The organism is Hyalangium sp., assembly GCF_045802625.1.
Classification (GTDB): Bacteria; Myxococcota; Myxococcia; order Myxococcales; family Myxococcaceae; genus Hyalangium.
The window spans coordinates 1-26,727 of record NZ_JBJMQP010000079.1 but is presented as its reverse complement, the minus strand read 5'-3'; the positions used below and the strand labels follow the sequence as shown (position 1 = coordinate 26,727).

Here is a 26,727-nt window from a genome sequence, read left to right as displayed (position 1 = left end):
AGGAGCGTCCGCTGAAGGCTGGGCGCCTGCATGACTGTTGTGACGGTATCGCTTGTCCCGGATGGCCATGCCTCGACTGCACTTCCACGCAAAACTGCTGCTCGCCTTCGGCGCGGTCCTCCTGCCCGTGCTGGGGTTGATGAGCGCGGACTTCTTCTCGGGCTTGCGGCGGACCCAGGAGACCATCCTGGAGGCCCAGGGCATGACGGCCCAGGCCGTCGCCGTGCAGATCAGCGAGTCCTTCGACTCCGCCATCGAGTTCGCCCGGGCCGTGGCCAATGATCCGCTGGTGCGGACCATGGATCCCAACCAACTGGACGCGCACCTGCAGGACCTCACCCGGGACAGCCCCCTCTACGACGCCATCGGGGTCTACGACGCCCAGGGCGTCAATCGCGGCTGGGGCGAGCCGGACGCGCCCGCCGAGCCCCGGCTGCACATCGGCGACCGCCCCTACTTCCAGCAGGTGATGGCCACCCATGCCCCGGTCATCTCCGGGGTCCTCGAGCTGAGGCGCCCCCTGAGCACGGCCATCCTCATCTCCGTTCCCATCCCCGGGCCCGACGGCCAGCCGCTGGGCGTCGTCAACGTGGTGATGCAGACGGAGTTGCTGCAACGCCGCTATGCGGGCGCTCGCCTCCAGTCCGGCCAGGAGATCTTCCTCGTGGATCCGACGGGCCGGCTGGCCTTCCACACCGGCTATCCCCACCTGGCCTACGCCCAGAGCGGTGCCTTCTTCTCCTTCGCGCCCGTCTATCTCGCGCTGGCCGGGACGCCGGTGCAGCTCGACGAGTTCACCAGCCCCCTGAGCAAGAAGCCTTCCCTGGGAGCCTTCGTCCCCACGCCCCGGCATCGCTGGGCCGTGGGCGTGATGGCACCTCGGAGCGTGGCGCTGGCTCCGTTCGATGCGTGGCTCCGCGCGAAGCTGGGGATCTTCATCGTCATCCTGATGCTGAGCGCCCTCATGTCCGCCCTGCTCGCTCGCTTCTATGCGCGCCGTGTGCAGTGCCTCCAGATGCTCGTTCGGGCGCTGGGCCGCGGAGAGATGGGGCAGCGCGTGGCCATCCGGACGGGAGATGAGCTGGAAGAGCTCGGGGCCGCCTTCAACGAGATGGCGGCGCAGGTGGCGCAGCGCCAGTCAGAGGTCGACACGCTCCGCGGGCAGGCCGAGCGCCACGCCAGCCAGCTCGACGCCATCATCGCCAGCGTGCCGGATGCCATCTTCCTCGCCAGCCCGGATGGGCGGCTCTTCGATGCGAACCCGGCGGGGTGCCGGCTGCTCGGCTTCCAGAGCCGCTCCGAGCTGGGCCAACCCCTGTCCGAGGCCCTCCAGCGCTACGCGCTCCGGCATGCCGATGGGCGCCCCCTGCCCATGGAGGAGCTCCCGCTCCAGCGCGCCCTGGCGGGAGAGACCTTCACCGACGTGGAGCTGCGGCTGCGCACCCTGGACGGCGAGGAGCGCCTGGTCAGCATCAACGGCGCCCCGGTCCGCAACTCCGCCGGGCAGATCGTCCTGGGAGAGATCGTCGTCCACGACATCACCGAGCGCAAGCAGGTGGAGGTGGAGCGCGCCCAGCTGCTGGACCGCGAGCTGGCGCTGTCTCGGATTGGCCAGGCCCTGGTCCGTGAGGTGGAGCTCGAGCGGATCGCCCACGTGGCCATCGAGCAGAGCCTCCAGGCGCTGGGCGCCGACGCCGTGGGGCTGTGGCTGGCCAAGCCTGATCACCCGCAGCTGTCGTTGATCGCCTCGAACGGCCTCACGCCGAGGGTCCGCGAGGAGCTTCAGATCATCTCCTTCGACGCGCCGCTGCTCACGGCCCACACGGCCCGCGTGGGGACGCTCCAGGTCATCGAGAGCCTGCAGGCCGATGATGTGCCCCCGCTCGCCCGGACGCTCGCGCTGGAGGAGGGATTCCAGGGGCTCGTCTCCATCCCGCTGCACTCCCGGGGCCATCTGGTGGCGGTGATGACCTGCTTCACCTACACCCCGCGGCGCTATACCGCTCGGGAGCTGGAGTTCCACACGATGCTGGGCCAGCTCTTCGCGATGTCCATCGAGAAGGCGCGGCTGTTCCTCGAGGTGCGCGAGGCGCTGCGGCTGCGCGAGGAGTTCATGTCGGCCGCGGCCCACGAGCTGCGCACGCCGGTGACCACCATCCAGACCTGGGCGGAGATCCTCAGCCGGATGGAGACGAACTCCGTGCGTCAGAAGAAGGGGCTCACCGCGATTGCTCGGAACACACGCCGGCTGGCGCAGTTGGTGGAGCACCTGTTCGCCGCCGTCTGGATGGCGCCGGGGCTGCCGAAGATGGAGCGCGACCGGTTCGATCTGGGCGAGGTGGTGGAGGAGAAAGTGAAGAGCATCTCCCGGACCACGGAGCATCCGATCCACGTCGAGGTGGAAGGCGCTCCCATGGTCGAGGGCGATCGCCAGCGCATGGGAGACGTGGTGGCGCACCTGCTGGAGAACGCCATCCGGTACTCACCGCCCGGGGGCCCCATCGAGGTCCAGCTGCGGTGCAAGGAGCGCGAGGCCGTGGTCTCGGTGAGGGACCATGGTCCGGGCATTCCCCCCGAGCGCCAGCCCCACGTCTTCGAGCCGATGTACGAGCCACTCCCCTCGGGGGCCACGGGCTACACGGGGGTGGTGGGGCTGGGGCTGCACCTGAGCTGGCAGATCATCGAGGCGCACCGGGGCCGCATCTGGCTGGAGAGCACCCCGGGCGAGGGCACGACGTTCTGCTTCAGCATCCCCCTGGGGGAAGCGGACGGCGTGCAATACGCCAGCGCTTGAGCCAGGGGGTGTGCCGCCGCGGGGAGGCGGTGGCCCTGGGGCTCAGCGGGACGAGCCGCCACGCTGGCGCGCCAGCATGAGCAGCGCCACGAGGCCCACGAGCATGAGGGGCCCCGCTTCCGCCGCCGCGCAGGACCAGCCCAGCAGGGCCTTGTCGTCTCCGCCTCCCGTGGGGGGCTCATCGGTGCCACCGTCCACGCCGCCGTCCGGGGAGGGAGCTTCCCCCGCCTGCACTCCATTGGAGGAGGCCAGCGTGATGAGCCCCTGGCTGTTGGTGGCGCGCACGGTGAAGTAGTAGGTCTGGCCCGGGGTCAGCTGTTTCTGCGTCGAGCAGGATCTCTGCAGGGAGACGCTGGTCGGAGTGAAGGGGCTCACGTCATCGAGCCCCGGGGCTGTCCCGAAGCCGCACGCGTACTCCACGATGGACGACTCCGGGTCGGTGAAGTCCTCCCAGTTCGCGGCGAGGAAGCTCGTGGAGGTCTGGTGGTCCAGATCCACGTGGACGCCATCCTCCTGCGGCCGGTCGTAGGTGATCAGACCGGTGCTCGAGGCGGTCTGCCCGGCCACGATGAGGCGAGTGCCGTAGCTGATGCTCAGCGCGTTGAGGACATCCGTGTCGTTGCCCCCCACGAAGGAAGCCCAGCCGATCTTGCCGCCGCCGTCCGCGGGCAGCATGACCACGAAGCCTTCCCGGGCGCTCGGGCCCGTCTCCAGGGTTTGATCGAACGCCTTGTTGAGGGGGAAGTCCGAAGAGTTCGTCGACCCGCTGATGTAGAGGTTGCCGGCGGTATCCGCGGTGAGGCCCGTCACGTCCTCGTCCCCCACCCCTCCAAAGCTCGATGCCCATGCCGCCATCGCCGATGCGGCGCTTGACGACGAACTCACCGAGCTGCTTGCCCATCATCACATCGCGCGCCACCGTGGCTTCCCACTGCCCGCTCGGCATCTCCGATCACTCATGAAGACTCCGTGAAGGGCGCCCGCGCGCGGCGGGGACCTCCGGGGCGCGCGAACATTTCACGCTCGCCGGGCCACGCCAACAGGTACCGGAGCAACCCGAGAGGTTTTCTCCACTCACTCTGGGTGGAGCTGTCGGAGGCCTCACGTGCGAGCGCGCATGGCGAGGGCCTCGGGGGAGGGCTTGCGCACGTCCCAGGCGAGCCCGAGCCGCGCCAGCACACGGATCATCAGGCCCGAGGCATCCACCTGCCACCAGCGGAAGTCCGTGAAGGCCGAGCCGGGGAAGGCATGGTGGTTGTTGTGCCACCCGGCGCCCAGCGTCAGCACCGCCATCACCGCGTTGTTGCGGCTGTCGTCCCGAGTCGACACGGGCCGGGTCCCCAGGGTGTGCGTCACCGAGTTGATGGCGAACGAGGCCTGCTGCACGAGGGAGAAGCGGACGAAGCCGCCCCACACGAGCCCTCGCCAGGCGCCCTCCCACGAGCCGGTGGCCAGCCCGCCCACCACGGCCGGCAGCACGAGGCCCAGCAGCACCCAGAGCCCGTAGCGCTGGTTGAGCCGGAGCAGCCCCTGGTCGCGCAGCAGATCCGGCATCGTGCGCGCGAGGCGGCACTCCTGGTTGTCCTCGGGCGCGGACAGCGCGGCCTCGGGAGCGGAGCGGTGGCGCTCCAGGAAGCGGCTGAACTTCACGACGGCCGGCGAGTCCAGGTACCAGAGGAACTGGGCCCAGAGGAACCCCCGCACCCGCTGCCACACGCCGTGCCGGCCGAGCGTGGGGGAGTGCAGATCCCCCGGCACATCCGTATGCGCGTGGTGCCAGCGATGGACGCCGCTCCACAGCAGCGCCGAGCCCTGCCCCGCCATCGAGCCGAGGATGAGGAGCAGGGCGCGGATCAGCCGGGTCGTCTCGAAGGTGCGGTGCGCGTAGTAGCGGTGGAAGCCCAGCTCGATGCCCGTCATGGTGAGCAGGTACATGCCCACCAGCAGCCCCACGTCGAGCGCGCGGATGCCCTCGCGCACGAACAGCCACACCCCGTAGCCGAGCCCGAGCAGCGGCAGCCCCTGCACCATGAAGAGCAGCAACGCCCGCCGCGGCCCGGAGAGGGCCGGTGCTTCGGAGGGAGGGGAGAGGGCGGACGACAGGAGGGGCTCGGCCAAGGCGGGCCCATCATGGACGAGCCCCTGTCCCAATGCGAAGCCCCCGTTCCCGTGTCCCCGGAGACGCGCCGGGAGGGGTTCGGCGTGGCCTCCCAGCCACGTCGGGAGGAGGGCATGCCATAAGTTCCTGGCCTTTGCACAGGGGGTTGGGGTTGGCAGGCGGCTTGAAATCAGGGGCGCTGCTGCCGCAGTCTGTCGCTCCATTAACGCACCCCGCCGTCTCCCACTCTGACAGGACGAGCCCCTGATGCTGCCTGTACTCCTGGCCCTCCTTCTCTCCCAGACGCCGCACGAGAACCCTCGCCAGCAGGGCGTTCCCATTGGGAAGGGCACGAAGCTGGCCAAGGTCGTCCTCACCGCGCCCTCCGGCGGCTGGACGGTGGACCGGATGATGCTGGTGGAGGGCACCGTGAGCGACTCCACCATTGATCCGGTGGTCGTCTCCATCAACGGCGACCGCTACCTGATGCGCACCAACGGTGGGCGCTTCAGCCGCAAGTTCCCCGCCGCCAGCGGCAAGAACGTCGTCACGGTGATGGCCACCAACAAGGCGGGCACGGCGAACGCCCAGGTGACGACGTTCGCGCAGGTTCCGCCCGTGCCGCTCAAGGCCATCCTCACCAGCGACACCGATGGCGTCTACACGGACCTCCACATCTACGAGCCCACCGATGCCAGCGTCACCCAGGCCGGGGATGGGCCGCAGCTGGACGGCTCGAAGATGGCGCACGTGTACTGGGCGAATACCGCCAGCCCCAGCGGCGGCACCTTCTTCCTCAACGAGCAGAACGGCGACTTCGACCAACCCGCCTACGGCCCCTACCTCTATATCCACCGCGCGCCTCCCAGGGGCGTCTACCTGATCGCCACCAACTACTGGCCCAGCGGCGACAAGGCCCACACCATCGCCACCCTCAACGTGTCGCTCTTCGAGGGCACGCCCGGTGAAGTGCGCCGCATGGTGCGCATCCCCCTGGCCACCCCGGGCACCACGCGCGTGCTCGCGTGGATCAACATCACCGGAGACAACCAGGGGGAGATCTACGTGCCCACGGCGGATCCGAAGCCCGCGGGTGCCTCGTGGCCCAAGAACCTCGACGAGACCGCGAAGAAGGTGGGCTCGGCCAGCGACGAGGGCGGCGGTGAGGGCGGGGACTGACGCCCCGGGTTTCCCGATGCTTGCCCTCACCCTCACCCTGGCGCTCGTCGTCTCCACGGCTCCGGCCTCCGCCGCGCCCGTGACGCCCGCTCTGTCCGCGCCTCGCGAGGCCCGGGACGTGCTGCTGCGGCGCGAGCTGGGCCAGGTGGCGCTGGCGCAGCTCGACAAGTTCGATCCGCTCTGGCACCCGGATCAGCGCGACTGCGCGGGGCTGGTGCGCTTTGCCTACCGCAGCGCGTACAGGCGCTTCTTCCCCGAGCGGCTCGAGCACCCCCTGTGGCTGGATGTGCAGGGGCGGCCCACGGAGTTCGCCGACGCGGAGACGCTGCTCACGCACAGCTTCGTGCCGCTCGGCCGGGATGAGGCCACCGCCGAGACGCTCCGCACCGGAGACGTGGTGGCGTTCCGCCAGGAGCAGGACTCGGGGCTTGTCTTCCACCTGATGCTGGTGGTGCGCCCGGAGGACAAGGCGCACGCGCCGGCTCGAGTCGTCTACCACCCGGGCGAGAAGGGCGCCGCCGTCCGTACCGGCGTGCTGAACCGGCTCGCCACCGAGGCGCCGCTGGAGTGGCGCCCCGTGCCCCAGAACACCGCCTTCCTCGGCTTCTTCCGCTTCAAGGAGTGGATGCAATGAGCTCACCCGAAACCCCACCGGGCCCGCCTCCGCCGCCCGCGGCTCCGCCTCCGGCCCCGCCTCCACCGGGAGGGGGCGCCTCCAAGGCCATCCTCATCGCCCTCGTCACCGTGGTGGTGACAGGCGCGGTGGTGGGCGCGTTCGTGCTCGGCCGGCGCACCGCGGGCCCGGGTGCGAGCAGCTCGCAAGGGACGAGCCCGAGCGCCTCCGGCACCTCGGGCCCCGGGAACAGTGCCGCGTCCGTGGAGGGCATACCCCCGCCGCCGGAGCCCAAGCCGCTGGGCGTGGAGGAGCAGGGCTCGCCCGCGGTCTGGGTGGATGTGTACTCGCCCGCCAAGGTGCGCGGCGCGCTCGTGGAGAACCCCTGGTTGCGGGAGCAGCTGAAGAAGCCGCTCGGCCAGGGCTTCACCAGCACCTGGGCTGCCTTCCTCGGCTCCAAGGGCGAGGACTTGAAGGCCTCCTTCAAGGGCGCGGTGTTCGACGTGGTGGCCGGGCAGCTGCTCGACGCTCCGTTCCGCGCGCTGTGGTTCGCCGGGGGCGGTGACACCAACGCTCCCGCCTTCATCGTCCCCAACCCCACCTCGAGCGCCGTCGCCGCCTACGAGAGCATGGACAAGGTGGCCAGCCGCGGCAGCTTCACCGCGGAGAAGTGCCCGGAGGGCGCCACCGTCACGCCTCCCCAGGGCGGTTTCCAGATCGTCCGCTGGCTCGTCGCCGAGCAGGCGCTGTTCGCCGGGCGGACCGAGGACCGCATGGTGGTGGGGCGGCAGCCGTCGCTGGTGCTGCGCGGCCTGTGCACCGAGCTGATGAAGCTGGAGGCCCCGGCTGGCGTGGACTTGGAGCTGGGCTTCAACAGCGAGGTGCTCGGACGCGAGACGGTGTTCTTCACGCACGCGCTGGGGCTGGGCAATGGCACCCGGCTGCAGTTCGCCGCTGAGGGCAACCGGCTGGTGGCGCGCGGCATCGCCGGGCCGCTGCTGGACAAGGTGTACCTGGACTCGCAGCCGCTCTCGGAGGATCTGCTGAAGCTGGTGCCTGCGGAGACTCCAGTGCTGCTGGCGCTCCAGCTCAAGCTGCCCGAGTCGCTCGAGGCGGCGAAGCTCGCCGCGTTCTGGAAGGGCCAGGACGCTGGACCGGTGCGCACCCGGCAGATCGCCCTGGTGTGGACGCCGCGCGGGGATGCGGACCTGGGCCACGAGTTCGCCCTGCTGTGGGGCCGCGTGGAGGATGCCCCCGCGCTGAAGACCATGTTCAACGGAGGCAACACGCTGGCGCAGGCCACGCTGTGCAACCACCAGGTGCTGGCCTCGGGGCAGGAGGTGCTCCAGCGGCTGCAGAAGTCCTGCGAGGGCCAGAGCCCCAACCTGCTCAACGCGGCCGGCCCGGTGGTGCAGGGGCTGCGCGCTCCAGGCTCGGTGACGCTCGGGCTGAACACGGGCCACCTGCTCAGCCAGCTCCTGGCGGACGGGTACTGGTCCGAGCAGCAGCTGGGGAAGAACAAGCCGGTGCCGAGCTCGGCGCCGCCGGAGATCGAGGCAGCGCGCCGGGACTTGGAGACGCTGCCGTACGTGGGCCTGCGCGGCACGGTGCAGGGCAATTCGCTGGTTCCTGGAGGGTTCGGTTCATGAGGTACTCCACGCGCATCTCCCTGCTGGCCGCGCTGACGCTGGCCGGCATGGCGGCGGCCAAGCCGCTCTACATCACCGTGCCTCGGGCCTATGGCACCGAGGAGCCCGTGGCGGTGGACGTGGCCTTCGAGAGCAAGGGCCCGGTGGAGCTGCGGGTGCTCAAGCCGGACAACCTGGAGGCGTTCATCCTGGCGCAGAGCAACATGCGCCGGGCCTACGAGGCGCCGCCCGTGCTGAAGAACCCGGGGCGCGCGCTCAGCCGCGGCCTCAACGCGGTGAAGGCGCCCAGCACCTATCTGCTCTACTCGTTCAGCCCCCAGTTCCGCGAGGCGGTCGCCCCGTCGCTGACGAAGACCAAGCTGGAGAACTCGACCCCGTCGCTGAACAAGATGGTCGAGGGGCCGGACAGGCTCGTGGGCGTGCCGGCCGGCTTCACCGTGGCGCGCAGCCAGTGGCTCAACCTGGATCTGGGCGGTGGCGGCGTGGACTTCACCGTCCCGGGCTTCGAGGCGTGGAACGGTGAGAGCGGCTTCCAGGAGCGCCGGGTGATGCTGGCGCAGCTGCCGGCGGGCACCTACGTGCTGCAGCTGGTGCAGGGCAAGATCGAAGGCCAGGTGGTGCTCGTCGTCACGGATCTCACCGTGCAGCTCAAGCAGACGGACGGGCAGGTGCTGGTGCGCGTGGCGGGGCGGGATCAGCAGCCGCGCGCCGGGGCTCAGGTGCAGCTCTTCCTGGCCAATGGCAAGGGCGCCTCGGGCACCACGGACGACAAGGGCGAGGTGACGCTGGCGGCGACGGAGCCGCGCCTGCTGGCCACCGCCACGGTGGGCCAGGACACGGCGCTGGTGGACACGGACTTCTACTCCTCGCTGGCGGTGGCGCCGGACGTGTTCATCTACAGCGACCGGCCCATCTACAAGCCGGGCGATCAAGTGAAGTTCCGTGGCGTGCTGCGCCAGCCGGACACGTACCTGGCGCGCCTGTTCACCCCGCGCAAGAAGGAGGTGCTGGTGAAGCTCCAGTCGGCCGAGGGGCGCGAGGTGTCCACGCGCGTCTCGGTGGACGAGTTCGGCAGCTTCAATGGCGAGATGAGCGTGCCGCAGGATCTGGGCACCGGCGTGCTGCGCATCAACGCCTCGGTGGATGACCAGTCGCACCAGGCCGAGGCGCGCGTGCAGGACTATGTGAAGCCCACCTTCTATCTGGAGCTCAACCCGGAGAAGGAGAACATCGTCCCGGGCGAGACGCTCAAGGCCACGGTGAAGGCGCGGCGCTACGCGGGCGGGGCTCCCCCGGGCGCGAAGTACGAGGTGTTCCTCTACCGCTCGCTGCTGGACGCGCCCGCGTGGGTGGATGACGCGGGCAAGGGCGGGCAGGGCAGCGCGGTGACGTACGGCACGGCCTCCACCACCGAGGGCAAGCTCAGCGTGCCGGAGCGGCTCTACTCCTCCGTGGCCGAGCGCGGCGCGGATGGGGACCCTTGGGAGAGCGCGACGAAGTTCGACGCGAACGGCGAGGCGACTATCGAGATCGCCGTGCCCCCGCTGAAGCCGGGCGAGGAGCGGCTGCCGTACCGCTACACGCTCACGGTGCGCGCGATGGATGATCAGAAGACCTTCGCCAACGCGAGCTCCTCCTTCTTCCTGTCGGAGGTGGAGGTCCTGGGCGTGGGGAGCTTCTCGGACGCGATGACGAGGAAGGGCGGCGAGGCGACGCTGTCCGTGCGCGCCACCACGCTGTCCGGCAAGCCCTACGGCGCCACGCAGGGCGAGGTGGAGTTCGTGCTGCGCAAGGCGGACGGCGGCGAGAAGAGCCTGGAGAAGCGCTCGTTCAGCACGGGCGCGGACGGCGTGGCTCGCGAGAAGGTGCCCACGGGGGACGTGGGCACGGTGCTGGCGCGCATCACCGTGAAGGACAAGCACGGCAAGGCATGGACGGGCGAGCAGTCCATGCTCGTCATCGGCGGCAGCGACGAGCCTGTGGCTCGGGTGGCCAACCTCACGCTGGCCTCGCTCTCGGGCACGCTGTCGCCGGGAGACACGGCGCAGCTGGTGGGCCTGTTCCCAGACAGCTGGGGCCCGGGTGGCAAGAACGACGGCCCGGTGTGGATCACCTATACCGGCGCGGGCCTCTACGGCTCGCAGCTGCTGAAGCAGGACGGCCGCACGCTGGTGCACTCCTTCAAGGTGGAGGAGCGCTTCGGCAGCGCGGTGTACGTGTCCGTGGCGTACCCGACGGCATCCGGCCGCTGGGAGGAGCGCACGGTGACCTACCGCATCGTCCCGGCCGAGCGCACCCTCACGGTGAAGCTGGAGCCGCGCCGCGCCGAGGCCGCCCCGCTCACCGAGCAGGCCATTGACGTGCGCGTGACGGACCACGAGGGCAACGGCGTGGTGGCCCAGCTCTCGGTGGGCGTGGTGGACAAGGCCGTGTACGCCATCCAGAGCGAGTTCCGCCCGAAGGTGCTGGACTTCTTCTACCCGCCGGCGCGCAACAACGTCTCCAACTTCTACTCCGCCGAGTTCCAGGGCTACGGCTACGGCGAGGCGCTGGCGCGGAAGATGGCGGGGCTGCCGGACCACGCCTTCGCCTCCATCAAGCCGCCCACGCGCAAGCCCAAGGACGAGGAGCGCGACACGGCCTTCTGGCAGCCGGACGTGGTGACGGATCGCGACGGGCGCGCCACGGTGCGCTTCAAGCTGCCCTCCAACCAGACGCTGTGGGTGGTGACGGCGGTGGCGGCGGACACCTCGGGCCGCTTCGGCGAGGGCACCTCCGAGTTCGCCACGCGCGGCGGGCTCAACCTGTACGCGTCGCTGCCGCAGTTCCTCCGCGCGGGGGACGAGGCGCTCGCCTCGGTGCGCCTGTCCGCGGGCGCCGCCTCCAAGGGCAGCCAGGTGCTGGACGTGAAGCTCGCCTCCGCGGGCATGCTCCAGGCCAACCAGGCCCAGCAGAAGGTGGAGCTGGGCCAGGGCGGCGAGCAGATCATCCCCTTGCAGATCAAGGCCACCGCACCGGGCGCCGCCGAGCTGGCGGTGGACGTGACGGGCGGCAAGGACTTGCTGAAGGACCGCCGCGCGGTGCCGGTGCGGCCCGCGGCCGTCGAGGAGCCGGTGAAGGTGTCCGCCTGGGGCGGTGGAGATCTGGCGCTGCAGGCGCCGGGCTCGGCCACGCTGGCGGATGTGGAGCTGGTGCTCCAGCCCTCGCTGGTGGACGCGGCGCTCACCAACGTGCGCGAGCTGCTCACCTACCCGTATGGCTGCCTGGAGCAGCTCGTCTCCACCACCGTGCCCAACGTGGCGCTCTACCAGACGCTCAAGAAGGTGGACGCGCTGGACAAGCTGGACCCCGAGAGCCAGTCCCTGCTGGCCGAAGCGCGCAGCCGCTCGGTGCAGGGCACCTCGCGCATCCTCGCCCTGGCGGTGAAGGGCGGCGGCTTCACCTGGTTCGGCGGATACAGCACGCCTGATGTGGCGATGACCCTCATCGCCCTGGACGGCCTGGCCTACGCGGCGGACGCGGGCCTGGTGGACGCCAATGATCCGCGGCTGACGGACTCCGCGCGCTGGCTGGAGGCGCAGGAGAACCTGCCCTTCGAGTACGACGCCACGCGCGCCTACGTGCTCTCCCGGCTGTACGGCGCGAATCAGGCGGCGCGGGTGCGAGCCCTCATCGATCGCGCGACGCCGGGAGACCTCTACCCGCTGGCGCTCTCGGTGCTGGCCGCGGAGAAGTCCGGAGTGATGAAGGAGCCCGCGCTGCAGGCCCGCATGGACACGCTGGTGACGGCCAGCAACGACGGCTTCGTCAAGCTGGCGGGCCTGAGGACGGACACCGTGTCCGAGGCCTTCTTCCAGTACCCGCTGCGGCGCGTGGGCCTCACCGCGCTGCTGGCGCACGCGGCCTCCTTCGGGAAGCTGGACGTGGACAAGGCGCGTCGCCAGTTGCTGGAGCTGCTCACCCAGCCGGACATCTCCACCTTCGATCGGAGCACGGCGCTGCTGCACTCGCTGTGGCTCATCGAGCGGGACGCCAAGACCTTCAAGAAGCTGCCGCCGCCGGAGGTGAAGGGCGCCAAGGGCCCGGTGAGCTTCGCGCCGCGAGGCATGGGCCTGGTGGCCACGCTCGAGCCGGGCACGCGCTCGGTGAACGTGGGCTCGTTCGATGGTGTGGCCACGCTGCGCGCGACGACGCTCACGCCGCTGCCGGACGTGCAGCCGCGCGCCGAAGGCATGAGCATCAACCGCAAGTACTGGGTGCTGCGCCCCGAGGGCAAGGTGGAGCTGGCCGCCGGGGAGCCAGTCGCCCAGGGCGAGCAGGTGTTTGTCGAGCTCACCCTCGATGCGCGCGGCGACAACAAGGCGCGCTCGGCGTACTACGTGGTGGAGGACGCGGTGCCCGCGGGCTTCGTGCCGCTCATCGAGGACAAGGAGTTCCGGGCGGCGCCGTACTCGCTGAACCTGGCGCCCGAGGCCCTCAAGCGGCGCGTGCTCAGCCCCGAGCGGGCGACGTTCTTCTTCGAGGAGCCGGCGTGGTGGAGCGACAGCCCACGCTCGGTGGGCTATGTGATGAGGGCCCAGTTCGCGGGCAAGTTCAACGTGCCTCCCGCCTCCATCGAGGACATGTACGTGGCCACCTTGCGCGGCCGGACGAAGTCGGACGTGCTGTCGGTGAAGCCCTCGGAGAAGCCGCGGGGCGACTGGTAGCGCATGGGGTGGGCCGCGGTGACGGCCGCGCTCCTCGCGGCTACCCCGATGTTCCTCACGCAGGGCGATGTCACGCCCGAGGCCGCCCTGCGCACCGAGGCCGAGGCGGCCTGGAAGGACCTGGAGGCGCGGTACGCGGCCGAGGCCGGTGGAGTCCCCACGCAGGCCCCGGCGCCCATCCGCCTCCAGCGCGGCTTGGGGCTGGCGCCGGAGCGCAACGCCCAGAGCAAGCCCGGCGTGGTGGAGCTGCGGCAGAACACCCCGGGCGTGCTGGATGAGCGCATGCTCGTCGCCATGCGGCACGAGCTGGCGCACCAGCTCCTGTGGTGGGCCTGTCCCGCGGCCTCCGAGGATCGGCTCTTCCACGAGGCCTTCGCGCTGGAGGTGAGCGGCGAGCTGCCCGAGTGGCGCGACGCGCCCTACCAATCGCTCAGCGCCGCGGCCTCGGAGCTGGGCCGCGCGCCGTCGGTGGACACGCCCAAGGCGCGGCGGGCCCTGGCGCGCATCCTGGGAGAAGACCGGGGTTTTCCGAGGGCGCTCTCTCGCCGGTTGCGCCAGTGCGCGGATGGCTCGCGGTGGGCGGTGCCGCTCAGCATCGATGAGCTGGCGGATGTGGCGGTGCGGGCGGCCTCCGAGGCCACGGTGGTGCTGAGCCGGCACTCGGGTGAGGTGTTGCTCTCCGAGGGAGATGTCCAACGCGCGGTGCCCTATGGCTCCACGCTCAAGCCCTTCGTGCTCGCTGGGAGCCCCACGCCGCCGCTGCTGACGCCACGCTCGGGCGTGCAGGAGTGGGCGTGTGGCCAGGGGTTGCCGGCGCAGGTGGACGGACGCACGGCGCTGCTGCGCTCGTGCAACGGCTACTTCCTGGACTGGGCGGCGAAGGGAGGCGCGGCGCCGGACTTCGGGCCGTGGGGCGCGGTGCTGTCGGCGGTGGGGCTCACGGGAAAGCCAGCGGACATGGCGGATGCCATCGGGCTGCGCTCCACGCTGGCGCTCTCCCCCTGGGGCATGGCGCAGGCCTACCGGCTGCTGGCGGAGGCCCATCCCGAGCTGATCGAGCTGATGAAGGACAACGCCGCGCAAGGAACGTTGTCGGATCTCCCGGCCTCGCCAGCGTACGCGGGCGTGGCCACCAAGACAGGCACCGTGCGGGACGCGGCGAGCCGGCCGCAGTACGGGTGGATCGTCGCGGTGGACGCGGATCTCATCGCGGTGGCGATGCGGCCCGGGAAGATGCCGCGCAGCTTCGCGGACGAGGTGCCCAAGGTGCTGGCCCGCGTGCGCCAGCGTCCGGGCCTGGAGGCGGCGCGGGTGCAGGTGCTGGGGCTGGCGGCGCCCTCGGACGTGGAGGCAGCCTGTCGAGGCGCGGGCTTCGCGATCAGCGACGGGATGCCGCGCCCCGCGCCCCAGGGCTTCTCACGGATGCGGGACATGGTGGCTCGCGGCCCCGCGCTCTGCCTGGGCAGCCCGTGGCGCGTGCGTGTGCCGGGGCTGCCCGCGGAAGGGCGGGACTACGCGGGCATCTTCACGGGGTCCTCCCCGCCGCCGTACCGGCCACCCCTGGGCGTGCCCACCACCGAGCGCGAGCGCAACGCGCGGCGGGGCTCGGACTTCCTCTTCCGCACCACGCGCCTGTTGTACACGGCGGGAGTGGTGGCCTCGGAGGACGCGTCGCTCAAGGGCGAGGCCCGCGTGGCGCTGGCGCGCGTGGCGGCGCACAACGAGCAGCACGCCGGGAGCCGCCACGGAGGCCGCCCCATCTGCGACACGACGCACTGCCAGGCCTTCCTCGGTACGGGGCGCGTGCAGCCGGAGGAGGAGAAGGCGCTGCGCTCGCCGCCGCTGCGCTGGGACGAGTGGCTGCTCTTCTCCCAGGGAGGACAGGAGCCCTGGCGGGAGCTGCGCCCCCGGACGCGGGTGGAGTCGCTGCTGGGCCAGGGGCTCGCGGTGCTGCGCTTCGACACGGGCCGCGTCTTCTTCGTCCGGACCCAGCAGGAGTCCGGGGCGACCTTCGACACCACCGAGTCCCTGCCCTGCGAGCTGTTGCGCTCGGGGCTGAAGCTGCCGGCGTGTCCGCGCATGGCCTCCTTCGATGGCGCGGACATCGTCTTCGAGGGCCGAGGCCGAGGCCACGGCGAGGGCCTGGACGTGGAGTCCGCGAAGGCCAGCGGCCTGTCCAGCGACGAGATCCTCGAGCGCGCCTACGGCACGGACGGCTCGCGGGGCAGCTCCACGGTGAAGCAGGCGCCCTGACCGGGCTCGCTCTTCACGCGGATGGTGCCGCCCAGGGCCTCCACGATGGTGCGGGTGATGTAGAGCCCCAGGCCCAGGCCTCCGTAGTTCCGCTCGGACACGGCGCGCTCGAACCGCTCGAAGATGCGAGCCTGGTGCTCGGGCGCGATGCCGATGCCCTGGTCCCGCACGGTGAGCGTCATCCGCCCGGGACTCGCCTCCAGCCGGACGTGGATGGGCTGGCCGGCGCCGTACTTGATGGCGTTCGTCAGCAGGTTCTCCGCCACCTGCTCGAACCGCATCCGGTCCGAGCGTCCCCACAGCGCCTCCGGCGCCTCCACGGTGAGCCGAGACTCCGCCCGGGTGGCCTCGGGCTCCAGCCGCGCGACGACTTCGCGGACCGCGGCGGCGAAGTCCACCTCTTCCCACTGGAGCTTCATCCTCCCGGAGCTGATCCGCGACACATCCAGCAAGTCGCCGATGAGATCCGCCAGCCGTTTGATCTGCCGTTGCCCCGCCTCCACGTCCTTGCGAACCTTCAGCACGAAGGGAGACTCGGGTTGGGCCTCCGCTTCACGCGCGAGCATCTGGAGCTTCAGGCTCAGCGGCGTCAGGGGCGTCTTCAGCTCGTGGCTGGCCACGGACAGGAACTCGTCGCGCAGCCGCACGGCGTTGCGGACGGCCTCCTCCGCCCGCTTGCGCTCGGTGATGTCGAACGCGAGCACCACGAAGCCCCGCACCCGGCTCTGGGCATCCCGATCCGGGAGGTAGCTGGACTGGGTGTGGATGGGGGGACCCTTCTGGATGGGCAGCTCGGCTTCGTAGCGGACGGGCTCGCCCGCGAGGGCCCGGTGGATGGGGTCCTTGAACTGCTCGTAGGCCGGCTCCCCGATGAACTCCCGGATGCTCTTGCCCACGAGCTCCTCGGGCTTCAGGCCGAACCAGGCCTCATACGTCCGGTTCGCGAAGCGGTAGCGCTCCTGGTTGTCCACGTAGGCCACGAGCGCCGGCAGGGTATCGGTGATGGTCTGGAGCTTCCGCGCGCTCCCTCGCGCCTCTTCGCGGTTCGCCTCCGCCTCGTGGCGAGCCAGCACCAGATCCGTGACCTCGAAGGCGAAGACCAGCACTCCATCCACCTGGCCCTCCCGGCTGCGGCGCGGCTGCAACACGAAGTTCCAGTACCGCTCCTCGACCTGCCCATGGGCATAGACGATGGGGATGAGCAGCTCCCGAGCGAACTGCGGCTGCCCCGTCCTGTAGAGCGTGTCGAACATCGCCAGGATCTCCGGCGACAGGTCCGGCATCACCTCGCCCAGCGGCTTGCCCACCATCTCCCGCGAGCCCATCACCTGTTGGTACATGGAGTTGGCGAACTCGAGGATGAACTGGGGCCCCCTCATGATGCCGATGAGGGCCGGGACCTGCATGAAGAGCTGGTGCAGGTAGGTGCGCTGAGCCTCGGCCTCGGCGTGGGCCGCCTGCTCGCGCGCCAGGAGCTGGGCTCGCTCCGCCTCGCTGGCCTCGGCGCGTTGCCGCGCGCTGATCTGCGTCCACGCGATCGTGAACACCAACAGGCTGAGCAGCAGGCCCATCGCCCCCACGGCGGGCACCCAGGGCGTCAGCAAGGTCTGCTCGAAGGGAGCGTTCGAGGTGTAGACGACCGTCCACGGCCGCCCCCCAAACTCCAGGTGTGAGGTGTGCGTGAAGCGTGGGGACTCGAGGGGCCGCTCCCCGTCGGAGGGTGACTCGTAGAGCAGCTGCTCGGGGCGGGCTTCCATGCCGTCGTAGATGCGGAAGAAGATGCGCGGCAGAGGGTCGGAGGGAAAGATGCCGTTGAACAGATCCTTCGCCCGGAAGGCGCTGTAGACGAACCCCTCCAGCTTCTCCCGGCGCTCCGCCTCGCTGGCGGGCACGGCTCCTCCCCTGTACACGGGGACGTACAGCAGGAAGCCCATCTGCAGGTCGGCGTCGATCTCCTGCTTGAGGATGACCCGGCCCGAGAGCGCGGGCTCCCCGGACAGCCAGGCCCGCTCCATGGCCGCGCGGCGGGTGGGCTCGGTGAACATGTCGTAGCCCAGCGCCGCCTCGTTCCGGGCGTCCGGAGGTTCCAGGTAGATGATCGAGTGGTATTCCTCGCGCGGCTCCTCGGGCCAGAGGTGGAAGGTCGGCAGTCCGCTGGCCCGGAGCCGGTCGACCCAGGCCTGCTTCTGGCTGGAGGGAATGCGCTGGCTGTAGCCAATGCCCTGCACGCCCGGGTCGTACCGCTCCATGTCGAGCCGCTGGACGTAGATGCGGAACTCCTGGAGGGTGACCGTCTTACTGGCGGCGAAGAAGCCCGCGGCCCCGCGCAGCAGGGTGATGTCCGACTTCAGATGGGCGGTGATCTGGTCCTGGGTCATCTGGACCTGCCGCTCGAACCGGGAGGTGTCCCGGCCGCGAGCGGTCACCAGGAAGAAGGCCGTGCAGGCGCCCGCCAGCAGGAGCGAGATGGCCAGCATGGCCAGCGCCGTGAGGGGGATGCGCCTGGAGAGGTGGAGAGGGGCTGCGTTCACGGAGAGGAGGGGGTTGAGGGCCAGATATCACTGAACCCTCGAGCCACCGCCGACTCTGTCGCGCCAGGTGCGGATGGGTGACAGATCAGCTCCGGGAGCGCCCGCTCGCCTTGCCAGCGCTCTGGGGTGCGCCGTTGGGGCCGGCCACGCCGAGCCGCTTCATCATCGCGCGCACGGTGGCGCCCGGATCCGCCGAGCGTCCCCGGCCCACCTCGCCCAGCAGCTCCGCCGCCCGTGAGGCATTGCCGCCCGAGCGCTCCAGGGCCAGGGTGAGGGCCAGCCGCTCCAGCGCCTCCACCTCCGCGCGCAGGTTGAAGGCGCCTGTGTCCATGGCGCGGGAGAGGGCCGGCGTGTCCAGGCTGCCGTGCGAGCTCTGCTCGGCGCCTCGGCGGAGCACGCGCCGCGGAAGATCCGACGGGAGGATCTCCCGGCCCACGCGCTTGTAGACGAGCGCCTCGAAGAGGACGTTGCGCAGCTCGCGGATGTTGCCCGGCCAGGGGTAGGCCTGGAGCGCGGCGAGCGCCTCGGGCGTCACGTGAATGGGGCCCTGTGGAGCGCTGGGCTCCTCGCGCTGGAAGCGGGCGATGAAGTGCTCGATGAGCGGAGGCAGATCCTCCTGCCGCTCGCGCAGGGGCGGCAGGTGGATGCTGACGATGGCCAGACGCTCGTAGAGGTCCGCGCCGAAGACGCCCTTGGCGATGAGCCCGCGCAAGTCCCGGTTCGTGGCCGCGACGATGCGGAAGTCCACCTGCTTGGGTTCGGACTCGCCCAGGCGCGTCACCACCCGGTCCTCCAGCACGCGCAGCAGCTTCATCTGCAGGGACAGGGGCGTGTCGTCAATCTCATCGAGGAACACGGTGCCGCCGGCCGCCGCCATGAGCTGCCCGTCGAAGCCCTTCGTCGCGCCCGAGAAGGCTCCCTTCGCGTAGCCGAAGAGCTCGCCCTCCATGAGCTCGTTGGGGATGGCCGCGCAGTTGATGGGCACGAAGCGGTTGTCACGGCGCTCGCTCCAGGTGTGGAGCAGGCGCGAGGTGACGTCCTTGCCCGTGCCTGTCTCGCCCGTGATGAGCACGGGCATGGAGGTGCGGGCGGCTCGAGCAATCTGGTGGAGCGCGGCGCGCGACGCGGCGCTCCTGGCCACGAAGGTGGGGGAGGGCGCCGGAGCCGGCTCGGGCACGGCCATCTCCGACACCCGGGCCACGAGCCGCCGCGGCGCATCCGCGGCTCCCAACCACAGCGCGTCATACGCCCCTGCCAGCGCCGCCTCGGTGGCGAGCTGCGGCGAGAGCCGCGCCTGACAGGCCCAGAGCCACGGCAGGCCGGGCATGGGCGAGGCGGGGAGCCGGGCCGCGGAGGAGGTGCACACCACGGCCACCTCGGCGGCGCCGCGTGTCACCAACTGGTGGCCCTCCGTGGCGAGCAGCGCGGTCAGCGAGGACGGAGGGGGCGGCCCCTCCCAGAGCACGGTAGCCATGTCCGGCATTCAAACACGGTTTGCACCGAAATCGAATTCGGTTGGGACACGTGGGGCGAAGTCCTGCCCCAGCAAATCCAACCGGTTGGTCCTGGCAGGGCGGATGCACTGAGGGGGCTCAGCCTCGAAAGGAAGGGCTGACAATGTTCGACTTCATCCAGAACCACCCGCTGCTCCTCGCTGGCGCCATCGTGCTGCCGGGGTTGGCCATCTGGCTCATCTTCGCTCTGGGCACCTGGGTCATCCGCGAGGGCGAGTCCGGCCTGATGATTCGCCGCTTCGGCCGGCCGCTGCCTCCGGGCCGCCTCGTCGCTCGCAAGGGCGAGGCCGGCTACCAGGCGCGGATGCTCTCGCCGGGCTGGCACTTCGGTCTGTGGCGTTGGCAGTACAAGGTCGTCCGCGTGCCGCTCGTCATCGTGCGGCCCGGGGAGATCGCTCTCGTCGTCGCCAAGGACGGCGCGCCGCTGCCCGCGGAGCGCATCCTCGGAGAGGTGGTGGAGTGTGACAACTTCCAGGACGCGGAGGCGTTCCTCAACAACAGCGGCCAGCGCGGCCGGCAAGCCGGCTTCCTCACCGCCGGCCACTACCGGATCAACCCGGCGCTGTTCGACGTGGTGACGACCGCTACCGCCTCGAAGCACGGCATGGACGCCAGCCTGCTGCGCGTCTTCCACGTGCCCGCGGACCGCGTGGGCATCGTCACCGCGCTCGACGGCAAGCCGGTGGCGGCGGGCGACTTGGCCGGCCCGGTGGTGGAGGCCCATGACAGCTTCCAGAACCCGCAGGTCTTCATCGACGCGGGCGGCAGCCGAGGCCTTCAGGAGGAGGTGCTGATGTCTGGCTCGTGGAACCTCAACCCCTGGTTCGTCCAGGTGGAGCTGATTCCGCTGACGGAGATCCCCATCGGCTACGTGGGGGTGGTGGTCTCCTACGTGGGGCGCGAGCACCTGGATGTGTCCGGCGACAGCTTCACGCACGGTGACTTGGTGGAGAAGGGCCGCAAGGGCGTGTGGGTGGAGCCGCTGCTGCCCGGCAAGCACCCGCTCAACACGCGGGTCATGAAGGTGGAGCTGGTGCCCACCACCAACATCGTCCTCAACTGGGCCAACCGTACGGAGTCTCACAAGTATGACGACAAGCTCTCCAGCATCCACGTGCGCAGCAAGGACGGCTTCGGCTTCAACCTGGACGTGTCGCAGATCATCCACATCAGCGTGAAGAACGCCCCGCGGGTGATTTCCCGGGTCGGCAGCATGCAGAACCTGGTGGACCACGTGCTGCAGCCCACGGTGGGCAACTACTTCCGCAACTCGGCTCAGGAGGTGACGGTGCTCGAGTTCCTCTCGGCGCGCAGCGACAGGCAGAAGCAGGCCTTCGATGCCATCCGCAAGGCCATCCAGGCGTATGACGTGGAGTGCATCGACACGCTCATTGGCGACATCGCCCCGCCCGCGGAGCTGATGAAGACGCAGACGGACCGGAAGATCGCCGAGGAGCTTCAGCGCACGTACGAGGTGCAGCGCATGGCGGAGGTGAAGCGGCAGGACCTGCAGCGCGAGCTGGCCATCGCCAACATCCAGGCGGAGGTGGTGCGCAGCGAGCAGCAGGTGCGCATCAGCGAGCAGAACGCCCGGGCCCAGGTGGAGTCCGCCCGCGGCGAGGCGCTGTCGGTGAAGGCGCGCGCCGAGGCCGAGGCCGAGTCCGTGCGCATGGTGGGCCTGGCCAAGGCCGAGGCGGAGGCCAAGACGGTGCTGCAGGTGGGCGCCGCCAAGGCCGAGGCCGAGGCGGGGCTGGTGCTCAAGGTGGGTGCGGCCAAGGCGGAGGCTCACCGCCAGGGCCAGGATGCGCTCGGGGCCGCGGGCTACACCGCGGTGCAGATCGCCAGCATCCTGGGCGAGCACCACGTGAAGCTGGTGCCGGACATCTCGGTCGGCGGCGGCAGCACGCAGAGCGGCGGACTGGCGGAGGTGCTCATCGGGCGGATGCTCGCCGCGGGCACCCAGGGGCTCACGCCCGTAGTGCCTGCCGTGGTACCGCCGCAGTCATGAAGTAGGGCAGAAAAAACCGCAGCGGGCCCCCTCTGCATCATCCCCCGAGGATGCAGAAGGCAAGCCCGCTGCGCACTTCCCACCCCACTCGAGAGCGATGACTCGCCCCCGGGTGTCCGCGTGCGGGTGGCTCTGAGCTCCAACCCCAATGTCTGGCATTGGAGCTCCTTTATTCCTCATACTAATGCACTTCGTTAGCACGCGGCAACTTTAAACACCCTCTAAGGTCGTGTTCTTCCGACGTTTTTTGATTCAAGGCAACCGGGCGGAAGTTTCCAGTGACACCGTCGCCCGGTGAGCAAGGATTTCCGGCCAGCGTGGATTTATGAGCAGGGTTTGAATGAAAAGCGGGGAATGTGCAGGGGAGTGAGACACGCGGCGGGGAGGGGGAGCGCGGCGAGCGTGAAAAACCCAACGGGTGGTGTGGGGGAGGGAGCAGGCGTGCCATCATCGCTGCGCTCGGCCTGGGTGGTGGGGAGGAGCGGGCATCAGGGGGAGTGAGCCGGGCCGCCGAGAGGACCCGCCGCGACATGATTCCGTTCAACGAGTTCAAGGGCATCGAGGTATCAGGCCGCAGTGTGCTGGGGTTGGTCCAGGCGTTCGGACAGTTCAAGTCCATCGCCAGCCAGATCCTCCTGGCGGAGGGCCTGGGCCAGAAGGGCCCGGACGGCCTGGTCATCGTGGAGCCCGAGTCCTGGTACCCCTTTGACGCGTTCCTGCGCGCCTTCGCCCGAGCCAGCCAGCACATGGGGGACTCGGTGCTGCACCAGATTGGCGTGTCGGTGATGAAGACGGTGGAGTGGCCGCCGAGCGTCAAGGACATCAAGACGATGGTGGAGTCCATGGACCCGGGCTACCACCTGAACCACCGCAAGAACGGCCGGCCCATGTGGGATGCGGCCACGGGGCGGATCAAGGAGGGCATCGGGCACTACCGCTGGAAGCTGCGGCCCGATGGCTCGGTGGAGGTCCAGAGCGACAACCCGTACCCGTGCGCGTTCGATCGGGGGATGCTGTTCGGCGGCCTGCGCCGGCTCAACGCGGTGGGCTCCATCCACCATGACGACAGCCTGCCGTGCCGCAAGAAGGGCCACGCTTCGTGTGTCTACGTCGTGAAGGGATAGGGCAAGGTGTAGGCCGTAAGCCGCCGCTGGAGAAACCCCACCACGGTCTGTGCTGACGGGCGATGATGGATCCTCCCGGGCGTTCCGGGCGGGAGGGTGCCTCGGTGTTCGAGCTGGAGGGGGTATCCAAGCGATTCGGCACCCTGCAGGCGCTGCGGCCCGTGGACCTGCGGCTGCCGCCCGGACGCACCACCGTGCTGCTCGGGCCGAGCGGGTGCGGGAAGTCCACCCTGCTGCGGCTGATGAACGGGCTGCTCCGGCCAGACACCGGTCGGGTGCTCTTCGATGGGCAGGTGCTGCCTTCCCAGGAGGAAGCGGTGCTCGCGGTGCGCCAGCGGATGGGCTACGCGATCCAGGGCGGCGGGCTCTTTCCACACCTCACCGCTGGGCAGAACGTGGACCTCATGGCCCGCTACCTGCGGTGGCCCGAGGCGCGCATCCGGGCCCGGCTGGACTCGCTCGTGGAGCTGACGCGCTTCCCGGCGGATGCGCTGGCCCGGTTTCCCGGGCAGCTCTCGGGCGGCCAGCGCCAGCGCGTGGGGCTCATGCGCGCGCTGATGCTGGAGCCGGACGTGCTGCTGCTCGATGAGCCGCTGGGGGCGTTGGATCCGATGGTCCGCTCCGAGCTGCAGGGGGATCTGCGCGCCATCTTCGCGCGGCTGGGCAAGACGGTGGTGCTCGTCACGCATGATCTGGCGGAGGCGGCGTTTCTGGGCCAGCACGTGGTGCTGCTGCGCGAAGGGCAGGTGGTGCAGCAGGGGACGCTGGCCGAGCTGGAGGCGCGCCCCGCCGATCCGTTCGTCACCCGCTTCATCCAGGCACAGCGGCTGACGCTGGAGGGGAGCGCGTGAGGGCCCTGCTCGCGAGCGTGGTGCTGGGGCTGGTCACCGGGCTCGTGGCCTGTGGTGCTCCGGAGCCGGTGGACACCGCGCCCGAGGTGCGCGTGGGCTCCAAGAAGTTCACCGAGTCCGTCATCCTGGGAGAGATGGTGGTGCGGCTGGCGCGGGCCTCTGGGGCGCGTGCGGTGCATCGGCGCGAGCTGGGCGGCACCACCGTGCTCTGGGAGGCCCTCAAGCGCGGCGAGCTGGAGCTCTATCCCGAGTACACCGGCACGCTGCGCCAGGAGTTGCTCGCCTCGCGCGGCCTGCACAGTGACGCCGAGCTGCGCAAGGCCCTGGCCGCCGAGGGGCTGGGGATGAGCCAGCCGCTCGGCTTCAACAACACCTACGCGCTGGGGATGAAGGAGGCGGAGGCCGAGCGGTTGGGCATCCGGCGCATCTCGGATCTGCGCGCGCACCCGGAGCTGCGCTTCGGCTTCAGCAATGAGTTCATGGATCGCGCCGACGGCTGGCCCGCCCTGCGAGACCGTTACCAGCTCCCCCAGCGGGAGGTGCGCGGGCTGGATCATGATCTCGCCTACCGGGGGATGGAGAGCGGCGCCATCCAGGTGACGGACCTGTACTCCACCGACGCGGAGATCGCCGCCTACGGCCTGCGCGTGCTGGAGGATGATCTGCGGCACTTCCCCGCCTACGAGGCCGTGCTGCTCTACCGGCAGGACTGGGCGAACCGGAACCCGAGGGTGCTCGAGGCCGTGCTCCGCATGGAGGGGCTGCTCTCCGAGCGGGAGATGGTGCAGCTCAACGCGCGGGCCCGTCTGGAGCGCATCCCCGAGGCGCAGGTGGCCTCGGAGTTCCTCGCGCGGAAGCTGGGCCTCGAACCGGAGGTGCGCACGGACGGGCTGGGCTCGCGGGTGTGGCGCCGGACGCGCGAGCACCTGTTCCTGGTGCTCGTGTCGCTGCTGGGGGCCGTGGCGGTGGCGGTGCCGCTGGGAGTGCTCGCGGCGAAGCGGGCCCGGGTGGGGCGGGTGGTGCTGGGGCTGGCGGGCATCATCCAGACGGTGCCCTCGCTGGCGCTGCTGGTGGTGATGATCCCCCTGTTGGGCATTGGCTCGCGGCCGGCGATTGTCGCGCTGTTCCTCTATGGGCTGCTGCCCATCGTCCGGAATACGGCCGCGGGGCTCGGTGGCATCCCAGGAGACATCCGCGAGTCCGCCGAGGCCCTGGGCCTGCCGCCCGGCGCGCGGCTGTGGCGCATCGAGCTGCCACTGGCCGCGCCCTCCATCCTCGCCGGCATCCAGACCGCCGCGGTGATCAACGTGGGCACGGCGACGCTGGGTGCATTGATTGGAGCCGGTGGCTACGGGCAGCCCATTCTCACCGGCATCCGCCTGGACGACACGGGGCTCATCCTGGAGGGCGCCGTGCCCGCCGCGCTGCTGGCGCTCGCCGTCAGCGCGGTGTTCGAGCTCATCGAGCGGCTCGTGGTGCCGCGTGGACTGCGCGTGTCCCAGGGGCAGCAGGAGTGAAGAGCCTCCGGACCTGACTTGTGAGCGTGGGTTCGTTTACGCTTCGAGCCATGTGGCCACCACCAGGGCGGAGAGTTGCGATCCAGATCCTCATGATGATGATCGCCAGTTCTGGCTGCGAGACACCTGGCGGGACGCATGCTGCTCCAGGGGCTCCCCCTGCATCCGCCAAGTGGGTGGGGCCGCTGATACTAGGTCCTGGCGGAGGTCAGACTCGGACGACCATCTACTACGGGCCGTGGCAGTGCAACCAACGCTGGATGGACTATTGCCAGACCAAGTGCTCCTCCGAGGGCTACCCACTCATGGGCTGCATGTGGCTGGCCGACATCAAGACGGACTGGCAGGGTCGGTACCAAGGCTTCTCGGCCTCTGCGGGTGGCCGATACGCGATTACGCATTGTTGCTGCGACTACCCGTTGGCGAAGGACACGGCCCAGCGGCGCCAGAAGTGGAAAGGGGCTCGCGACTCTTTCCGCAAGGAGTGGGGCGAAGAATTCGGAGAATGGCCCAAGAATGGAGACGACCATTGGCCTGGGCACCACATTCGTGATCTCCAACGCGGGGGCGACCCAACGGACCGGCGCAACGTGCTGCCCGCCCCTCCTGACGTTCACGACGTTTTCACCGACGAATACCCCCAGTGCTACGCCGGAAGCAGCAGGTGGAGCGCGGTGGGGCCCAACCTGCCCTATTCGGACTGAGTTCATGGCCATCAACGCCCTGCTCGAAGAGATCTCGCGCCACCATTTCCCCAATCCACCGGCCTCCCTCGATCAGATTCAAGAGTTCGAGCGGAGGGCAGGGTGGAGGTTGGATCCAGACCTGCGCGCCTTCTATCTGCACTGTGACGGCGCAGCGCTGTTCAGGCGACGCCCGGACTCGGACTACTGGTTCCTGCCATTGGCCGAGATCCGGCGAGCCCGGGTCGCCATCCGTGGCAAGGACGATGACTCGCGCGGGCCAGCCTCCATGTACACGGTCTGCGATCTCCAGGATGGGGACTACATCCTGGTGGATGTGAGCCGTCAGCAGGATGGCCGCTATCCCATCTTCGACGGCTGGCATGAGGCGTGGCCGGATCCGGGGTACTGCAAGCAGATCGCAGGCTCCTTCTCCGAGTTCATGGAGGGAGCCTTGCGCAGCGGTGGGGACTGGTTCTGGCTGACCCAGCAAGAGGCCTGAGCCCGGTTGCCTATCGTCGTGCGAGGACTTGGCCGGGGTGCTTCATCGCGCGTCCCAAAATGAATGGGCCTCCTTCATGGATGGATCCACGTCACCTTCGTAGTGGGCTTGCCATGTTGGAGCACGGTGACAACCAATTCGAGCGTCCACTGGATTGGGTTCTTGATGATCGCCTGATCCAGGACAAAAGTGTAATTGCCACTACCTGAGTGAATGACGTAGGCGTCTTGATTAGTAACCCCCTCGGAGAAATATGACGGGATGCCCTGCACACGCCAGGGCGTGTAACTGGAAGAGCGACACCACTCCGGAACGACAATCGCCTGTACGCCTGGCTGCGAATTCTGAATCATACTGGCTACGCTGGAGTGGGGATCAGTGGCTATCGTCGATGCTGGTGAGGTTGATTGAAGGAGTAGCTTTCCCACCTTCTCCACAAGCTTTGTTGTATAAGAGGGTGTTGAGCCAAGGCACTCAGGCAAGGCGGCCCAGCATTAGCCGGATCATGCCCAGGTAGACGAACGCTTCGCAGGACTCCTCCGTTCGCTCGTAGTCTCTGGCCAAGCGTCGTTCTCGGCTCAACCACCCGAACGTGCGCTCCACAATCCAGCGCTTGGCCTGGAGCACAAACCCGGGCGTAGGGTCCGAGCGTTTCACGATCTCCACCTCGACCCCGGACTGCTGAGCGATGCGCTCGACGCGCGG

16 protein-coding genes are annotated in these 26,727 nt (G+C 69.7%); 11 read left to right on the top strand and 5 right to left on the bottom strand.

What is annotated here, in order from left to right; all coding sequences use genetic code 11:
- Positions 1 to 61 precede the first annotated feature (61 nt).
- The gene (locus ACJ8AT_RS15340; RefSeq protein ID WP_407738472.1) at positions 62 to 2,794 is read left to right on the top strand and encodes an ATP-binding protein; all 2,733 of its coding nucleotides are present in this window, start codon (positions 62 to 64) and stop codon (positions 2,792 to 2,794) included.
- 42 nt (positions 2,795 to 2,836) lie between these two features.
- Here the strand turns inward: ACJ8AT_RS15340 and ACJ8AT_RS15335 are convergent, their stop codons facing one another.
- Together ACJ8AT_RS15335 and ACJ8AT_RS15330 are read right to left on the bottom strand one after the other, a co-directional pair.
- The gene (locus ACJ8AT_RS15335; protein WP_407738471.1) at positions 2,837 to 3,649 is read right to left on the bottom strand and encodes an SBBP repeat-containing protein; all 813 of its coding nucleotides are present in this window, start codon (positions 3,647 to 3,649) and stop codon (positions 2,837 to 2,839) included.
- Positions 3,650 to 3,895: 246 nt separating this feature from the next.
- Complete coding sequence (locus ACJ8AT_RS15330; protein ID WP_407738470.1) at positions 3,896 to 4,912, bottom strand: acyl-CoA desaturase; 1,017 nt, start codon at positions 4,910 to 4,912, stop codon at positions 3,896 to 3,898.
- A gap of 247 nt (positions 4,913 to 5,159) precedes the next feature.
- Between ACJ8AT_RS15330 and ACJ8AT_RS15325 the strand changes: the two genes are divergently transcribed.
- The 5 genes from ACJ8AT_RS15325 to ACJ8AT_RS15305 are packed head-to-tail and all read left to right on the top strand — an operon-like array spanning position 5,160 to position 15,292.
- A complete protein-coding gene (locus tag ACJ8AT_RS15325) occupies positions 5,160 to 6,071 on the top strand; it encodes a DUF2135 domain-containing protein (protein WP_407738469.1) in 912 nt (303 codons plus the stop codon).
- A gap of 16 nt (positions 6,072 to 6,087) precedes the next feature.
- Complete coding sequence (locus ACJ8AT_RS15320; protein WP_407738468.1) at positions 6,088 to 6,705, top strand: DUF1175 family protein; 618 nt, start codon at positions 6,088 to 6,090, stop codon at positions 6,703 to 6,705.
- Positions 6,702 to 8,333, top strand: coding sequence for a hypothetical protein (locus tag ACJ8AT_RS15315; RefSeq protein WP_407738467.1), 1,632 nt, complete (start codon positions 6,702 to 6,704; stop codon positions 8,331 to 8,333). Before ACJ8AT_RS15320 ends, ACJ8AT_RS15315 begins: the two co-directional genes overlap by 4 nt.
- Positions 8,330 to 13,039: an alpha-2-macroglobulin family protein gene (locus tag ACJ8AT_RS15310; protein WP_407738466.1), complete on the top strand. Its 4,710-nt coding sequence runs from the start codon at positions 8,330 to 8,332 to the stop codon at positions 13,037 to 13,039. The genes ACJ8AT_RS15315 and ACJ8AT_RS15310 overlap by 4 nt, the downstream gene beginning before the upstream one ends.
- Before the next feature lie 3 nt (positions 13,040 to 13,042).
- On the top strand, positions 13,043 to 15,292 hold the full coding sequence (locus ACJ8AT_RS15305) for a hypothetical protein (RefSeq protein ID WP_407738465.1): 2,250 nt from the start codon (positions 13,043 to 13,045) through the stop codon (positions 15,290 to 15,292).
- On the opposite strand, the gene ACJ8AT_RS15300 is transcribed toward ACJ8AT_RS15305, so the two are convergent.
- Both ACJ8AT_RS15300 and ACJ8AT_RS15295 read right to left on the bottom strand, forming a co-directional pair.
- Positions 15,241 to 17,823: a CHASE domain-containing protein gene (locus tag ACJ8AT_RS15300; RefSeq protein WP_407738464.1), complete on the bottom strand. Its 2,583-nt coding sequence runs from the start codon at positions 17,821 to 17,823 to the stop codon at positions 15,241 to 15,243. The two genes, ACJ8AT_RS15305 and ACJ8AT_RS15300, sit on opposite strands and share 52 nt — an antisense overlap.
- Before the next feature lie 85 nt (positions 17,824 to 17,908).
- Positions 17,909 to 19,297, bottom strand: a complete 1,389-nt coding sequence (locus ACJ8AT_RS15295) for a sigma-54 interaction domain-containing protein (RefSeq protein ID WP_407738463.1) — start codon at positions 19,295 to 19,297, stop codon at positions 17,909 to 17,911.
- 143 nt (positions 19,298 to 19,440) lie between these two features.
- Here ACJ8AT_RS15295 and ACJ8AT_RS15290 point away from each other — a divergent pair, with 143 nt between their 5' ends.
- From ACJ8AT_RS15290 to ACJ8AT_RS15270, 5 genes are all read left to right on the top strand, one after another.
- Positions 19,441 to 21,345: an SPFH domain-containing protein gene (locus ACJ8AT_RS15290; protein ID WP_407738462.1), complete on the top strand. Its 1,905-nt coding sequence runs from the start codon at positions 19,441 to 19,443 to the stop codon at positions 21,343 to 21,345.
- Between the two features lie 530 nt (positions 21,346 to 21,875).
- The gene (locus ACJ8AT_RS15285) at positions 21,876 to 22,469 is read left to right on the top strand and encodes a hypothetical protein (RefSeq protein WP_407738461.1); all 594 of its coding nucleotides are present in this window, start codon (positions 21,876 to 21,878) and stop codon (positions 22,467 to 22,469) included.
- Positions 22,470 to 22,573: 104 nt separating this feature from the next.
- Positions 22,574 to 23,320 carry an ATP-binding cassette domain-containing protein gene (locus ACJ8AT_RS15280; protein ID WP_407738460.1) on the top strand — a complete coding sequence of 249 codons (747 nt, stop codon included), beginning with the start codon at positions 22,574 to 22,576 and terminating at the stop codon, positions 23,318 to 23,320.
- Positions 23,321 to 23,364: 44 nt separating this feature from the next.
- Positions 23,365 to 24,837: a glycine betaine ABC transporter substrate-binding protein gene (locus ACJ8AT_RS15275; RefSeq protein WP_407738495.1), complete on the top strand. Its 1,473-nt coding sequence runs from the start codon at positions 23,365 to 23,367 to the stop codon at positions 24,835 to 24,837.
- A gap of 708 nt (positions 24,838 to 25,545) precedes the next feature.
- A complete protein-coding gene (locus ACJ8AT_RS15270; protein ID WP_407738459.1) occupies positions 25,546 to 26,022 on the top strand; it encodes an SMI1/KNR4 family protein in 477 nt (158 codons plus the stop codon).
- 474 nt (positions 26,023 to 26,496) lie between these two features.
- Here ACJ8AT_RS15270 and ACJ8AT_RS15265 read toward each other — a convergent pair.
- Positions 26,497 to 26,727 (bottom strand): transposase (locus ACJ8AT_RS15265; protein WP_407738458.1); only part of this gene is annotated, 231 nt, incomplete at its 5' end.

What these genes read in the sequence shown, in the direction of transcription:
- ACJ8AT_RS15290 (WP_407738462.1), top strand. Translation starts at nt 19,441, where the DNA reads ATGTTCGACTTCATCCAGAACCACCCGCTGCTCCTCGCTGGCGCCATC.
- ACJ8AT_RS15315 (WP_407738467.1), top strand. Translation starts at nt 6,702, where the DNA reads ATGAGCTCACCCGAAACCCCACCGGGCCCGCCTCCGCCGCCCGCGGCT.
- ACJ8AT_RS15335 (WP_407738471.1), bottom strand. Translation starts at nt 3,649, where the DNA reads ATGGCGGCATGGGCATCGAGCTTTGGAGGGGTGGGGGACGAGGACGTG.
- ACJ8AT_RS15340 (WP_407738472.1), top strand. Translation starts at nt 62, where the DNA reads ATGGCCATGCCTCGACTGCACTTCCACGCAAAACTGCTGCTCGCCTTC.
- ACJ8AT_RS15270 (WP_407738459.1), top strand. Translation starts at nt 25,546, where the DNA reads ATGGCCATCAACGCCCTGCTCGAAGAGATCTCGCGCCACCATTTCCCC.
- ACJ8AT_RS15310 (WP_407738466.1), top strand. Translation starts at nt 8,330, where the DNA reads ATGAGGTACTCCACGCGCATCTCCCTGCTGGCCGCGCTGACGCTGGCC.
- ACJ8AT_RS15325 (WP_407738469.1), top strand. Translation starts at nt 5,160, where the DNA reads ATGCTGCCTGTACTCCTGGCCCTCCTTCTCTCCCAGACGCCGCACGAG.
- ACJ8AT_RS15285 (WP_407738461.1), top strand. Translation starts at nt 21,876, where the DNA reads ATGATTCCGTTCAACGAGTTCAAGGGCATCGAGGTATCAGGCCGCAGT.
- ACJ8AT_RS15320 (WP_407738468.1), top strand. Translation starts at nt 6,088, where the DNA reads ATGCTTGCCCTCACCCTCACCCTGGCGCTCGTCGTCTCCACGGCTCCG.
- ACJ8AT_RS15295 (WP_407738463.1), bottom strand. Translation starts at nt 19,297, where the DNA reads ATGGCTACCGTGCTCTGGGAGGGGCCGCCCCCTCCGTCCTCGCTGACC.
- ACJ8AT_RS15305 (WP_407738465.1), top strand. Translation starts at nt 13,043, where the DNA reads ATGGGGTGGGCCGCGGTGACGGCCGCGCTCCTCGCGGCTACCCCGATG.